13 protein-coding genes are annotated in these 13,939 nt (G+C 68.3%); 6 read left to right on the plus strand and 7 right to left on the minus strand.

Translation table 11 applies throughout. The annotated features are described in order from the left end of the window. Positions 1 to 2 precede the first annotated feature (2 nt). The 4 genes from MTY59_RS18825 to MTY59_RS18840 all read right to left on the minus strand — a co-directional run bounded on the left by MTY59_RS18825 (position 3) and on the right by MTY59_RS18840 (position 3,449). Positions 3 to 350 carry a hypothetical protein gene (locus tag MTY59_RS18825; protein WP_415822638.1) on the minus strand — a complete coding sequence of 116 codons (348 nt, stop codon included), beginning with the start codon at positions 348 to 350 and terminating at the stop codon, positions 3 to 5. A 239-nt stretch (positions 351 to 589) separates the two neighbouring features. Continuing rightward, a complete protein-coding gene (locus MTY59_RS18830; RefSeq protein WP_221042491.1) occupies positions 590 to 1,684 on the minus strand; it encodes a class I SAM-dependent methyltransferase in 1,095 nt (364 codons plus the stop codon). A gap of 47 nt (positions 1,685 to 1,731) precedes the next feature. Next, positions 1,732 to 2,364: an MBL fold metallo-hydrolase gene (locus MTY59_RS18835; RefSeq protein ID WP_221042492.1), complete on the minus strand. Its 633-nt coding sequence runs from the start codon at positions 2,362 to 2,364 to the stop codon at positions 1,732 to 1,734. Then, the gene (locus tag MTY59_RS18840) at positions 2,364 to 3,449 is read right to left on the minus strand and encodes an S-(hydroxymethyl)mycothiol dehydrogenase (RefSeq protein ID WP_221042493.1); all 1,086 of its coding nucleotides are present in this window, start codon (positions 3,447 to 3,449) and stop codon (positions 2,364 to 2,366) included. The genes MTY59_RS18835 and MTY59_RS18840 overlap by 1 nt, the downstream gene beginning before the upstream one ends. 103 nt (positions 3,450 to 3,552) lie before the next feature. On the opposite strand from MTY59_RS18840, the gene MTY59_RS18845 reads away from it, so the two are divergent. From MTY59_RS18845 to MTY59_RS18855, 3 genes are all read left to right on the plus strand, one after another. Beyond that, complete coding sequence (locus MTY59_RS18845) at positions 3,553 to 4,611, plus strand: class I SAM-dependent methyltransferase (protein WP_221042494.1); 1,059 nt, start codon at positions 3,553 to 3,555, stop codon at positions 4,609 to 4,611. Next, the gene (locus MTY59_RS18850; protein ID WP_221042495.1) at positions 4,611 to 5,429 is read left to right on the plus strand and encodes a serine hydrolase domain-containing protein; all 819 of its coding nucleotides are present in this window, start codon (positions 4,611 to 4,613) and stop codon (positions 5,427 to 5,429) included. The genes MTY59_RS18845 and MTY59_RS18850 overlap by 1 nt, the downstream gene beginning before the upstream one ends. Positions 5,430 to 5,581: 152 nt before the next feature. Continuing rightward, positions 5,582 to 6,094 carry a DUF3145 domain-containing protein gene (locus MTY59_RS18855; RefSeq protein WP_221042496.1) on the plus strand — a complete coding sequence of 171 codons (513 nt, stop codon included), beginning with the start codon at positions 5,582 to 5,584 and terminating at the stop codon, positions 6,092 to 6,094. A gap of 64 nt (positions 6,095 to 6,158) precedes the next feature. Here MTY59_RS18855 and MTY59_RS18860 read toward each other — a convergent pair whose 3' ends face one another. Next, positions 6,159 to 7,097 (minus strand): diacylglycerol kinase, encoded by a 939-nt coding sequence (locus tag MTY59_RS18860; protein WP_221042497.1) that lies wholly within the window; start codon positions 7,095 to 7,097, stop codon positions 6,159 to 6,161. After that, positions 7,094 to 8,674: an FAD-binding oxidoreductase gene (locus tag MTY59_RS18865; protein WP_347881625.1), complete on the minus strand. Its 1,581-nt coding sequence runs from the start codon at positions 8,672 to 8,674 to the stop codon at positions 7,094 to 7,096. Before MTY59_RS18865 ends, MTY59_RS18860 begins: the two co-directional genes overlap by 4 nt. 47 nt (positions 8,675 to 8,721) lie before the next feature. On the opposite strand from MTY59_RS18865, the gene MTY59_RS18870 reads away from it, so the two are divergent. The 3 genes from MTY59_RS18870 (at position 8,722) to MTY59_RS18880 (ending at position 12,484) form a co-directional block, all read left to right on the plus strand. Then, the gene (locus MTY59_RS18870; protein WP_221042499.1) at positions 8,722 to 9,291 is read left to right on the plus strand and encodes a TetR/AcrR family transcriptional regulator; all 570 of its coding nucleotides are present in this window, start codon (positions 8,722 to 8,724) and stop codon (positions 9,289 to 9,291) included. Next, positions 9,288 to 10,829: a glycerol-3-phosphate dehydrogenase/oxidase gene (locus MTY59_RS18875; RefSeq protein ID WP_415822630.1), complete on the plus strand. Its 1,542-nt coding sequence runs from the start codon at positions 9,288 to 9,290 to the stop codon at positions 10,827 to 10,829. Before MTY59_RS18870 ends, MTY59_RS18875 begins: the two co-directional genes overlap by 4 nt. Positions 10,830 to 10,930: 101 nt before the next feature. Then, on the plus strand, positions 10,931 to 12,484 hold the full coding sequence (locus MTY59_RS18880) for an FAD-dependent monooxygenase (protein WP_221042500.1): 1,554 nt from the start codon (positions 10,931 to 10,933) through the stop codon (positions 12,482 to 12,484). 21 nt (positions 12,485 to 12,505) lie between these two features. Here MTY59_RS18880 and MTY59_RS18885 read toward each other — a convergent pair whose 3' ends face one another. Next, positions 12,506 to 13,927 (minus strand): acyl-CoA carboxylase subunit beta, encoded by a 1,422-nt coding sequence (locus tag MTY59_RS18885; RefSeq protein WP_044486057.1) that lies wholly within the window; start codon positions 13,925 to 13,927, stop codon positions 12,506 to 12,508. Positions 13,928 to 13,939 lie beyond the last annotated feature (12 nt).

Genomic DNA, 13,939 nt, shown 5'->3' on the forward strand with positions numbered 1-13,939 from the left:
GCTCAATCGTCTTCGCCCTTGTTTTCGGCCTTGGCCGCTTCTCTCAGCTTCTCGTTGAGGGTTTTGTCCTTTTCGATCTGCTCGTTCAGCGCCTCTTCGTCGCGCTGGCCATCGCCCTTTTCTTGGGCATCAGAGCCCTGGGCGTCCGAGTCCTGGGCGTCCGAGTCCTGGGCGTCCGAGCCCTGGGCATCCGAGTCCTGGGCATCCGAGTCCTGGGCGTCCGAGCCCTCGGGTTCTTCGTGCTTGGGATTGCCGTCTTCGTCCAGCCACTCGTTGACCGCGGTGCCGGACACGCTTCCGCCGGTGCCGGGCAGGACGATCGTGGGCTTTTCTTTGTAGGCCTCCATCATCTCGGAGGCCTTCTTTTTGGCGTCCTCGTCCGGCTCGGGCTTCTCGGTCAGCCGTTGCTCATCATCCTTTCCACCAGTTTGATCAGCTTGTTCGGCTCGATCACTCGACCTATCGTCCTTAGGCTCCTTGTCGTCCTCGGTCCCTTTATCGTCCTGCACGCTCATGCGTCTACCCCCTTGCAGTCGCAGGTTGACGATTGGAAGGGGTTACCCGCCGCGCGGATGTGCCGAAACTCTCATCAGCGTCGTGCGTCGCGCTTGACCAGCACGACCACCGCCTGCGGGATCCGCATCGGCTCGGGCGCGCTGGACAGCCGCTCGGCCACCGCGCCCGCCAAGTGCTCGACGAATTGCGCCGCCCGCTCGTCGTGGAGCCCCCCGTCGAGTGCGGCCACCAGGGAGGGGAACAGCGCGAATCGGGCGAAGGCCGCCCATTGCGCACCGAAAGCCTCTGCGTCGTGGTCTAACTGGTAGCGAGCCCAGAACCGGTCCTCGGCGTTGAACATCTCGAGGTGCTCGATCATCAGGCCTTCGAACCGCCCCTTCGGCGCGAACGGGGCACGAAAGTCCTTCTCGGCACGGGCGAAGGTGGGAATCGCCATGCGCCGCAACTCATCCGGATGTAGTAGACCCTCGCGCGCCTGATCGTCCAGCGCCTCCACGAGGGCGTCGAGCAGCGGGGCGAAGCCCGCCGTGTCGTCATCGTCGGCGGCGAGCGTCAGCGCCACCAGCCGGCCCTCGGGAGCCAACTCCCGGCCGCGGAAGGCGACGAAGTTATGCCAGTCCAGCGCCGCCTGGTCGGCATAGGCCGAGTGCACGGCGTCGTCCTTGCTGCGCGAGACGTGCACGTGATCGTGCACCTCGCAGGGAGTTCGGCTCAGCCACTGCGTCGCCCACGACGTCCAGCCCAGGTTGACGGTCTTGGCCGGCACGATCTGGTCATAAAACGAACGGCCGACGGCCGAGGTGTACGTCGCCGTGTCGGAGTGCAGGTAGCTTTCCGGGTCGTCATGCACCGTCTCGAACAGTGCGGCGAAGTCGTTGCCCGGTACATCGGTGTGCGCCACCAGGATTGCGTGATCGTGGCGGGTGCGGCGACGCAGCACCGCGATGCCCGCCGATAGCGGCCTGAGTGAATTGTGACCGTTGGCCGCGCCGTAGTCGGCGATGACGATCGGCTGCGGAGCCTTGGGCAGTGTCACCTGTTCGGCGGCCCGCTCGAACGCCGCGATCGCATGCGCCAACCCGGCGGCCCGCAGCCGCGACGTCTCGGTGTAGGCAGGCTCGGGCCGCACCACAATGCTCGATTCGGGCATCCGGGGTTCAGGCGGCATGGGTCAACGATAGAGGCCGAACCGGTTGACAGTTCGGCGTGCAGGAATCAGTGGCCGCGGGCCACCCATTCCTCGTAGTGCACGATTTCGTCGCCGATGGTGGTGCTGTCGCCGTGGCCGGTATGCACGACGGTGTCACCTGGCAACGTGCCGAGCCGGCCGGAAATCGACTGCAGGATGGTCGGGAAGTCCGAATAGGAGCGCCCGGTAGCGCCTGGGCCGCCGGAGAACAAGGTGTCCCCGCTGAACACGACACCTTTGGGGCCCAGCTCCGGGGCGTACCAGCACACCGATCCCGGCGAGTGGCCCGGCGTGTGCAGCGCCAGCAGCTCGGTGCCGGCGACGTCGAGCGTGTCACCGTCGGCGATGGTGCGGAAGTCCTTGTCCGGGTGAGTCATTCGCCACAGCACGTCGTCGCCGGGATGCAACAGCACCGGGGCGTCCAGCGCCGCGCTCAGTTCGGGTGCCACGGTGACGTGGTCGTTGTGGCCGTGGGTGCACACCACCGCGATCACATTGCGCTTACCCACCGCCGCCAGGATCGGCTCGGCGGAATGCGCGGCATCGAACACCACCACGTCGGAGTCGTCGCCCACGACCCAGATGTTGTTGTCGACTTCCCAACTGCCACCGTCGAGTTCGAAGGTGCCGTGGGTGACCAGCCGTTCGATGCCCGCCATCAGAGCACCACCACCGAGCGCAACACGTCGCCGCCGTGCATCCGGTGGAACGCCTCTTCCACGTCGCCGAGCCCGATGCGCTCGGAGACGAACTGCTCCAGCGGCAGCCGGCCCTGCAGATAGAGGTCGATCAAGGTGGGGAAGTCGCGTTCGGGCAGGCAGTCGCCATACCACGAGGACTTCAACGAACCGCCGTGGCTGAAGAAGTCCACCAGCGGCATGTCCAGGCGCATGTCGGGAGTCGGAACACCAACCAGCACAACGGTTCCGGCGAGGTCGCGGGCGTAGAAGGCCTGCTTCCAGGTTTCCGGCCGGCCCACGGCGTCGATCACCACGTTCGCGCCGAACCCGTCGGTGAGGTCCTGAATGGTCTTGACCACGTCGAGTTCGCGGGCGTTGACGGTGTGGGTGGCGCCGAACTTGCGGGCCCAGTCCAGTTTGGTGTTGTCGGTGTCGACGGCGATGATCCGCCGCGCGCCTACCAGCGCCGCGCCGGCGATCGCCGCGTCGCCCACGCCACCGCAACCGATCACCGCGACGGTGTCGTCCCGGGTGATGGCCCCGGTGTTGATCGCCGCGCCCAGCCCGGCCATCACCCCGCAGCCCAACAGGCCCGCGACCGCGGGGTCGGCCTCGGGATTGACCTTGGTGCACTGGCCGGCGGCCACCAGCGTCTTGTCGGCGAACGCGCCGATGCCCAGCGCGGGTGTGAGCTCGGTGCCGTCGGTCAGCGTCATCTTCTGGGTGGCATTGAAGGTGTCGAAGCACAGGTGCGGCCTGCCGCGCTTGCACGCCCGGCACTGCCCGCAGACCGCGCGCCAGTTCAGCACCACGAAGTCGCCCGGTGCGACGGCGGTCACGTCCGGGCCGACGGCCTCGACTCGGCCGGCGGCCTCGTGGCCGAGCAGGAAGGGATACTCGTCGTTGATGCCGCCCTCGCGGTAGGTCAGGTCGGTGTGGCACACCCCGCAGGCGATCACGTCGACCAGAGCCTCGCCGGGCCCGGGATCCGGGACGACGATGTCCACCAACTCAACAGGTTCGCCCTTCTTGCGTGAAATCACGCCGCGCACTGTCTGACTCATGGGCTCCAACCTACTGACCGCCGCCATACATCTCGCGGCGGGTTGTCCACCCATCCGCTGTTGGCAACCGGCCGGCCATCGACCGGGTGTAGCGTCCCTGGGCGTGACGGCTTTGGAGACCACCGAAGAATTCACCGAACGAATCACCGCGGCCATCGACGGCGCCAGCCTGACGCTGTTGCTCAGCATCGGGCATCAGACCGGGCTGCTGGACACGATGGCCGGGCGGGCACCGGCCACCAGCGAGCAGATCGCCGAGGCGGCCGGGCTCAACGAACGCTACGTCCGGGAGTGGCTGGCCGGCATGACCACCGGACGCGTCGTCGACTATGACCCCGACACCGCGACCTACTCGTTGCCCACGCAGCGCGCCAAGGTGCTGACGCGTGCGGCCGGCCCGGACAACCTGGCCCTGGTGACGCTGCTCGTTCCGGTGCTTGCCGAGGTCGAACAGAAGATCATCGGGTGCTTCCGCGCCGGGGGCGGGCTGCCGTACAGCGAATTTCCCCGCTTCCACGCGTTGATGGCCGAGCAGAGCGGCGTCGTGTACGACACCGCGCTGGTCGACGTGGTGCTGCCGTTGGTGGACGGCCTGGTGGAGCGGCTTCGGTCCGGCGCCGACGTGGCGGATTTCGGCTGCGGCAGCGGACACGCCATCAACGTGATGGCGCAAGCGTTTCCGGCCAGCCGCTTCACCGGCATCGACTTTTCCAAGCAGGCCATCGCCACCGGAATCCGGGAAGCCGCCGAGCGGGGCCTGTCCAACGCGGGCTTCGAAAGCCACAATCTCGCTGATTTGGACAAGGCGGACGCCTACGACGTCATCACCGTCTTCGACGCCATCCACGATCAGGCGCAGCCGGCGCGGGTCCTGGAGAACATCTACCGCGCGCTGCGGCCCGGCGGTGTGCTGCTGATGGCCGATATCAAGGCGTCGAGCCGGCTCGAGGAGAACGTCGGCGTCCCGATGAGCACCTACCTGTATACGACGTCGTTGATGCACTGCATGACGGTGTCGCTGGCGCTGGACGGCGCCGGACTGGGCACCGCCTGGGGCACCCAACTGGCGGTGTCGATGCTGGGCGATGCCGGGTTCGGTGATGTGAGCGTGGCCGAGATCGAGTCGGACCCGATCAATAACTACTACATCGCCCGGAAGTGATGGCGGCCCTTGACGCCCTGAACGACTGGCCGGTCGGGGCCGCCGCCGCAGCGGTGGTTGGCCCGGGCGGCGTGCTGGCCAGCCACGGCGACACCGAGCGGGTGTTCGAGCTGGCCTCGGTGACCAAGCCGCTGGCGGCCCGGGCCGTGCAGGTCGCCGTCGAGGAAGGCGCAGTCGAGCTCGACACGCCGGCCGGCCCGCCCGGTGCGACCGTCCGCCACCTGCTTGCCCACACCTCGGGTCTGTCGATGCACGACGACCGGGTGCTGGCCGTGCCCGGCACTCGCCGGATCTACTCCAACCAGGGCTTCACCGTGCTGGGCCAGACTGTGGAGCAGGAGACCGGCATCGAGTTTGCGCGCTACCTGACCGAGGCGGTGTGCGAGCCGCTGGGCATGGCGGCGACCGAGCTGCACGGCGGCGCGGTGGCCGCCGGCTTCGGAGCGCGGTCGACGGTGGCCGACCTGGCGGCGTTCGCCGGGGACCTGCTGCGCCCGGCGACGGTCTCGCAGGGCCTGCATGCCGACGCGACGACGGTGCAATTTCCCGGTCTGGACGGCGTCCTGCCCGGTTACGGGGTGCAGCGGCCCAACGATTGGGGGCTGGGTTTCGAGCTCCGGGACACGAAATCGCCGCACTGGACGGGCGCGCAGAATTCCGCGCGAACGTACGGCCATTTTGGCCAAGCAGGCGGTTTCATCTGGGCAGATCCCGAAAAAGACCTGGCGCTGGTGGTCCTCACGGACCGGGATTTCGGGGAGTGGGCGCTGCGGCCGTGGCCGGCGATTTCGGACGCCGTGATAGCCGATTACAGCTAGTGGGAAATGCACACTAGCGCAACACGGGTATCACAAGGCACAATAGACACGCACGACACACAAAAAACCGAAGATTTCAAGCAAGCTGCCCTGTTTGTCGGGTCCGCAGGTCGTTGGGGAAGACGTCCCTCGTGGAACCGAAGGAGCAGGAAATGCGAGCGTCGAATCAATTCGCCGACGTGACGACCGGCGTGGTGTACGTGCACGCGTCACCCGCGGCGGTTTGCCCGCATGTCGAGTGGGCGTTGTCGTCGTCCCTGGGTGCCAAGGCGAATCTGAACTGGACGCCCCAGCCGGCGATGCCCGGACAGCTGCGCGCGGTCACCAACTGGGTCGGGCCGGTGGGCACCGGAGCCAAACTGGCCAACGCGCTGCGGTCCTGGTCCGTGCTGCGGTTCGAGGTCACCGAGGACCCCAGCCCCGGCCTCGACGGACACCGGTTCAGCCACACCCCGCAGCTTGGCCTGTGGAGCGGGGCGATGAGTGCCAACGGCGACATCATGGTCGGGGAGATGCGGCTGCGGGCGATGATGGCCCAGGGCGCCGACACCCTGGCCGCGGAATTGGACTCGGTGCTCGGCACGGCCTGGGACGAGGCGCTCGAGGCCTACCGCGACGGCGGCGACGCCGGCGAGGTGACCTGGCTCAGCCGGGGCGTCGGTTAGTCGATCGGCGGCTCAGCCCAGCGTGACGCTGCAGTCACAGTCGGCGTCGTGCGTGACCGTATCGTCACGTTCGAGGCGAAGTGGTGCGGTTCGGGCGCAGAATCTGCAGAGCGCCCGCAACCACCGAGATCTCGGCCGGTAGCGCGCAGGCGAAGTCGCCGTCGGCGTAGACGTTGATGCCGGGGCACTCGACGTGGATGGATTTGGCCCGCGCCGTGCGCACCTCGTCGAGGTTGATGTGGGTGCCCTTCATGACGGTGGGGAACAGGCGAACCAGCTTGGTGCGCGATGCCTCGTGCACCATGGTGATGTCGAGCAGACCGTCCGTGTGGTCGGCGCCGGGGCAGATCTGCAGCCCGCCGCCGTAGCTGCGGGTGTTGCCGAAGGCGGCGAGCGTGATATCCGCGTGGAGCTCTTTGCCGTCGAGCACCATGCGAAATGGCAAGAGCCGCAGCTGTGACAGCTCGGCGAGCATCGCGACGTAATAGCGCAGCCGGCCGTGCGGCCAGCTCATCCGGTTTGCACGATCGGTGACCAGCGAATCGAAGCCGGTGGCCGCCACGGTGCCGAACCATTTCTCGGCCCCGCTGCTGTCCCGGATCAGGCCCAGGTCAATGGATTCCGTGCAGCCGTCGACGACGACGTCCGCGGCGGCCTCGGCGTCCTTGGTGGGGATGCCGAATTCGCGGGCGTGGTCGTTGCCGGTGCCGGCCGGAATCACGCCCAGCGGAATCTCGGTGCCCGCCAACACCTGCAGGGCGTTGGAGACGACGCCGTCGCCTCCGGTCACCATAACCGCGTCGGTGCCCTTCTCCATCGCCGCGCCGACCAGGTAGCGCGCGTCTTGCGCGTCGTCGCCGATGATTTCGACGACCTCCACCCCGCGGCGGTGCAGCCGGGCGATCGCGAGCTGGGCGGCGCGGACCGCGGCGCCGTGGCCCGACACCGGATTGGTCAGCGCGATCACCTTGCCGATCTCTCGACGGCGCAGCTCGCCCGTCACGGAATGAGCTTGCCGGGGTTGAGAATTCCGGCCGGATCCAGTGTCGCCTTGACCGCGCGTAACACCTGCACTCCCAGCTCGCCGATCTCGTCGCGCATCCACGGCCGGTGGTCGACTCCGACCGCATGGTGGTGGGTGATGGTCCCGCCGTTGGCCATGATGGCATCCGACGCGGCCTTTTTGGCGGTTTTCCACTGCTCGATCGGGTTGTCCCGTTGCCCGGCGACGACGGTGAAGTACAACGACGCGCCGGTGGGGTAGACGTGCGAGATGTGACACATCACCAGGGCCGGTGTGCCGGTCGCGGCGAGCGCCTCAGTAAGTGCTTGGGTGACAGCCGCTTTCAGCGCGGGGACATTGGACCAGTCGGTCGCTGTCTCCAGCGTTTCGCACAGCGCGCCCGCCGCGAGCAGCGAATCGCGCAGGTAGGGTGCGCCGAATCGGCCGCGCTCCCAGGCCTGCGCCGGACTGTCGCCCAGCGAGGTTCCGCCCTGGGCGGCCAGCAGCGCGCTGGTTTCGGCGTGCCGGCTTTCGACGTGTTCCCCGGTGCCCTCGAACATGGTGATGGCCAGGCATCCGCCGGTGATCTGAGATTCGCCGATCGCCTCGGTGGTGGCCAGGTTGACACCGGTCTCGGCCTCGTCGGAGAGCCGAATGACGGTGGGGCCGGTGGCATTTTGGGTGACGGCGCGCAGGGCAGCGGCCCCGGTCTCGAAGTCGGGGAACGACCACGCCTCGTAGCGGACGGCTTCCGGCGCGCGGTGCACACGCAACCGCACCCGGGTGATGACGCCCAGGGTGCCCTCCGAGCCGATCAACAGCTGGCGCAGGTCGGGGCCTGCGGCGGATTCCGGTGCGCGACCCAGATCCAGGGTGCCCACCGGAGTGACCACGCGCAGGCCGCGCACCATGTCGTTGAACCGGCCGTAGCCCGCCGAGTCCTGACCGGACGAGCGGGTCGCGGCGAAGCCGCCGATGGTGGCGTACTCAAAGCTCTGTGGGAAATGGCCGAGCGAAAAGCCTTGTGCGCCAAGGAGACGTTCGGCCTCCGGTCCGGTGACCCCGGCCCCGAAAACGGCCTGCCCGGACACGTCGTCCAGCGAGACCAGTTGGTCGAAGCGGCGAAGGTCAAGCGAGACGACGGCGGCGAACTCCGCACGGTGGGGGTCGAGCCCACCGACCACGCTGGTGCCCCCGCCGAAGGGAACGACGGCGATGCGATGCTGCGAGCAGTAGCGCAGGATTGCGGCAACGGCGTCGTCATCGCCGGGAAGCAACACCGCGTCGGGCGCATCCTGGACCCCTTGGTCGTTGCGACGCAGCAGGTCGATGGTGGATTTGCCGCCCGCGTGCAGCAACCGATCGGGGTCGGCCGTGCGGCAGTATGCGGCGCCGACGATGGCGGCCAGTGCGTCCCGATCGGACTGCGACAAAGCCGACGGGCGCACTTGCACCTGGTCGGATCGCAGTTCGGCCGTGCGGGACCCCTCGACCCCCACGGCCTGCTGCAGCAATGACCGGATCTCCTCCGAGAGCGGCTTGGCTGCGCCGGGATCGCCCCACGCGTTCCATTTCATCGGCGGCAACAGCCCCTGGGGATCGGTCATGCGTTACAGTATTACATATGTTGTCAATCCGTAACGCCGAGTTGGACACCGGCGAGCGCATCCTTGCGGCAGCCGCCAGTTGCGTGGTGGATTTCGGCGTGGACCGGGTGACCCTCGCCGAGATAGCCCGGCGCGCGGGCGTCAGCAGGCCGACGGTGTACCGGCGCTGGCCGGACACGCCCTCGATCGTGGCGGCGTTGCTGACCCAGCACATCACCGAGGTGATGCGCGACGCCCCATTGCTCGGCAACGATCGGGAATCGCTTGTGCGACAGATAGTTACGGTGACCGATCTGTTGCGGGCGGACAAGTTGGTGATGTCGGTGCTGCACTCGGATCTCGCGTCGACGTACATCACCGAACGCCTGGGGACCAGCCAGCGCATGTTGATTGACGCGCTCGCCGCCCGGCTGCGGATGGCCCAGCGGCACGGCAGCGTCCGGCTCGGCGACCCCGTCCAGATGGCGACCATGGTGTTGCTGATCGCCCAGTCCACCATTCAGTCGGCGGGGATCGTCGAACCGATGCTCGACGCCGACGCGCTGGCCACCGAGCTGGCCTACTCGCTGAACGGATACTTGTCGTGATACCCGATCCGACCGCGCTGAACGCCGCCCGCCGCGCCACCGACCTGGCCGCACTCGCCGACGGGGAGGCGCTGGACGTCATCGTGATCGGCGGCGGCATCACCGGCGCCGGCATCGCGCTGGATGCCGCGGCGCGCGGCCTGCGGGTGGCGCTGGTGGAAAAGCACGATCTGGCGTTCGGCACCAGCCGCTGGAGTTCCAAGCTCGTGCACGGCGGGCTGCGCTACCTGGCGACCGGCAACGTGGGCATCGCTCGGCGCAGCGCCATCGAGCGCGGAATCCTGATGACGCGCAACGCCCCCCACCTGGTTCACGCGATGCCCCAGTTGGTTCCGTTGCTGCCGTCGATGAGCCCGGGAAAGCGGGCCCTGGTGCGCGGCGGTTTCCTGGCCGGTGACGCGCTGCGGTTCCTCGCCGGCACCCCGGCGTCGACCCTGCCGCGCTCGCGCCGGGTTTCGGCCCGGCGCGTCGTGGAGATGGCGCCGACCGTGCGGCGTGACGGCCTGGATGGTGGCTTTTTGGCCTACGACGGTCAATTGATCGACGACGCCCGACTGGTCACCGCCGTCGCGCGCACCGCGGCGCAACATGGCGCGCGGATCCTGACCCGGGTGTCGGCTTCGCGGGCCACCGGCACGTCGGTGCGGCTGACCGACCTGCGCGCGGGGGAATCGTTCGACGTGTCGGCGGGCGCGGTCATCAACGCGGCCGGGGTGTGGGCGGGCGAGATCGACGGCGCGTTGCGGTTGCGGCCCAGTCGCGGCACGCATCTGGTTTTCGATGCCCAGGCCTTCGGCAATCCTGCTGCGGCGCTGACGATTCCGATTCCCGGCGAACTCAACCGCTTCGTCTTCGCCATGCCCGAACAACTGGGCCGGGTTTATCTGGGGCTGACCGACGAAGCGGCTTCCGGCCCGATTCCGGATGTGCCCGAGCCGTCGGTCGACGAGATCACCTTCCTGCTGGACACGGTGAACACCGCAGTGGGCACCGAGCTCACCCCCACCGACGTGATCGGCGCCTACGCCGGGCTGCGGCCGCTGATCGACACCGGCGAAGGCCGCACCGCCGACGTCTCCCGCGAGCACGCCGTCGTGGAATCGGCGTCCGGGGTGATCAGCGTGATCGGCGGCAAGCTGACCGAATACCGCTACATGGCACAGGATGTGCTGGATCGCGCGATTCGGGTGCGGCGACTGCGGGCCGGGAAATGCCGGACCGGCAACCTGCCGCTGATCGGGGCCCCGGCCAATCCCGGGGTGATCGCGGTTAGCGACACCGAGCTGCCGGTGTCGCTGGTGCAGCGCTACGGTGCCGAGGCGCCCAAGGTTGTCGCCGTCGCGACATGCGACCGGCCGACCGAGCCGGTCGTGGACGGAATCGACGTCAGCAGAGCGGAATTCGCCTACGCGATTACCCATGAGGGCGCGCTGGATGCCTCCGACATCCTGGACCGGCGGACCCGGATCGGGTTGGTGTCGCGCGATCGGGAACGGGCTATGGGCGTCGCCGAGGAGTTCCTGGCGCGCTTCGGCTAGAGCGCCCGCCCAGTGTCTCCATGCCACGGATTCACATATTGATAGTTAGTATCTAATGATAGAGACTGTCATTTCGTTGACTGGGGGTGGAAGGAGGCGAAATGGTTACGCGTGTTCCGGTGCTCATCGTCGGAGCCGGCGTCGGTGGGCTGGCCTCGTCGGCGCTGCTGGCCCAGTACGGGGTGCGCTCGCTGCTGGTCGAGAAGCGACGGGAATCCTTCCTCTATCCGAAGGCCCGCAATCTGAGTTTCCGCAGCTCGGAGGTGCTGCGCGGGCTGGGGCTTCGCGACGAGGTGCGCGCGGTCGCCGAGCATGTCTCGGCGATGGTGGTCAGGCCCACGCTGAACAGCGCCGTGCAAGAACCGGCGCTTGACGTCGAGGCGATCTTCGCCGGCCTGGACAAGCTGAGCCCCGAGCCTGCGGCACAGTATTGCCCGCAGAGCCGGCTCGAGCCGATCCTGCGCGATGCGGCCCGACGAGGCGGCAGCGACGTGCGCTACGGCACGGAGCTGTCCTCGATCGAGATGGACGAGACCGGTGTCACCGCGGTGGTGCGCGACACGGAGTCGGGGGAGTCGGAGACCGTCCGCGCCGACTATCTCGTCGGCGCCGACGGCGTGCACAGCCCGATCCGTAACCGGCTGGGCATCACCACATCCGGGTACGGCGCGCTGCCGATCTACGTCGTCTTCGTCTACTTCCGGGCGCCGTGGCGACGGTTCATCGCGGAGTTGCACGACGGCGACGGCGTGCAGGTGAAGAACGACGACGTGGACGGGATCTTCCTGATCGTCAAGGACGATTTCGGCATGTTCATCACCACCTACTTTCCCGGAGCGGGCGAGACGGCCGAGCAGTTCACCCCGAAGCGCTGCCGCGACGTGCTGACCAAAGCCTTCGGCGAGCCGATGGACATCGAGATCATCGAGACGGCGGCGTGGCAACCCTACGAACGGGTGGCTGACCAATTCCGTTGCGGGCGGGCATTTCTCGTCGGAGATTCGGCGCACACCATGCCGCCGTTCAAGGCCGGGGGGGCCAACACGGCCATTCAGAGCGCCCACAACCTGGCGTGGAAGCTCGCCGCCGTCCTCGGCGGACACGCCGGTCCCGAACTGCTCGACACCTACCACGCCGAGCGCCATCCGGTGGGCCGATTCGCCGCGCGCCAGTCGCTCACCGGCCCGTCGGTGGCGCTGCTGCGGGCGGGCGGCGAATTGCCGCAGCTGCCGGCCGATGAGGAGTGCTCGATGTTCGCCCTGCTCATCGGATACCGGTACCGCTCGACCGCGGTCGTGACAAGCGATGCGGACGGCGACGGCCTGGTGGACGAGCTGCGCGCCCAACCCGGCACCCGGGTGCCGCACGTCTGGGTGCGCGAGGGCGTCTCGACGCTCGACCTGCTGGGGCCCCGATTCACCGTGCTCTCCGGGGACGAGCGATGGTGTGCGGCAGCGGCTTCGGCGTCGCTGGCCGCGCATCGCTTCTACAGTGACGAGTGGGCGGCGGTCACCGGACTGCCGTCGGACGGGGCGCTGCTGATTCGCCCGGACGATTTCGTCGGGTGGCGCGCCGACGAACTTCCCACCGACCCCGAAGGGGCGCTGCGGCAAGCGCTTTCGGCGATCCTGGGCCCGACACCTCCGCGAGCGTAAACACGCTCACGCGCCGAAAAGTTACAGCGGGATGTTCTTGTGGCGGCCGCGGCGCGCGGGCGCCTGGGCCAGTGCCTCGGTGAGCTTGCTGCGGGTGTGCGACGGGTCGATCTTCTCGTCGACCACGCCGATCTCGATGGCGCTGTCCACGCCGCCCGCGATCCGCTCGTGCTCGGCGGCCAGCTGGTCGTGCAGCGCCTCGCGCTCGTGATCCGCCGCCGCGGCCAGCTTCTTCTTGTGCAGAATGCCGACGGCGGCCTTGGCGCCCATCACCGCAACCTCGGCGTCCGGCCACGCGTACACCTTGGTCGCGTTGAGCGAGCGCGAGTTCATCGCAATGTAGGCCCCGCCGTACGTCTTTCGGGTGACCAGCGTGACGCGCGGAACCGTGCACTCGCCGAACGCGTGCAGCAGCTTGGCGCCGCGGCGCACCACGCCGCCCCACTCCTGGTCGACACCGGGCAGGTAGCCCGGCACATCGACGATCACCACCAGCGGAATGCCGAAGGCATCACACAGCCGCACGAAACGTGCCGCCTTCTCCGCGCTTTCGGAGTTCAGGCAACCGCCCAGACGCAGCGGGTTGTTGGCCAGCACGCCGACCGTGCGGCCGGACAGCCGGCCCAGACCGATCACCATCGACGGCGCCCAGTTGGCCTGGAACTCGTCGAACGGCGTCTCGTCGTCGAGGATCGCGGTCACGATCGGGCGCACGTCGTAGGCCCGCCGCGCCGACTCAGGCAGCAGCGCGTGGATGTCGGTGTCGCCCGCCTCAGCCTTGTTGCGGTCGAAATGCCCCTGCTGGCAGAACAACCCGACCAACCGGCGACCACGCTCGTACGCGTCGAGCTCGTCGTCGGCGACGATGTGGCACACCCCGGACTTCTTGTGGTGGGTCTCCGGGCCACCGAGCGAGCACATGTCCACGTCCTCGCCGGTGACGCTGCGCACCACGTCGGGCCCGGTGACGAACACCCGGCTGTCCGGAGCCATCACGATCACGTCGGTCAGGGCCGGCCCGTAGGCGGCGCCGCCGGCCGCGAACCCGACGACCACCGAGATCTGCGGGATGTAGCCCGACGCCCGGATCATCGCCTCGAAGACCAGGCCCACCGCGTGCAGCGCCTTCACACCCTCGGCCAGTCGCGCACCGCCGGAGTGCCAGATGCCCACGATCGGGCTCTGCTCCTCGATGGCGGTGTCGTAGGCGTTGACGATGTGCGTGCAACCCTCGATGCCCATCGCGCCGCCCATGACGGTGCCGTCGGTGCAGAACGCGATGGTGCGCACACCGTTCACGGTCCCCGCGGCGGCAAGGACGCCGGAACGATCGCGCTCGTGCAGCAACTCGACGGTGTCATCGTCGAAGAAGGTGCTCAAGCGCAACAGCGGGTCGCGAGGGTCGAGCGACTCGCCAACCGTCTCGGGGGCCGTGATAGTCATCGCAGGTCTCCT

It is taken from the genome of Mycobacterium senriense (assembly GCF_019668465.1).
GTDB classification, from domain to species: domain Bacteria; phylum Actinomycetota; class Actinomycetes; order Mycobacteriales; family Mycobacteriaceae; genus Mycobacterium; species Mycobacterium senriense.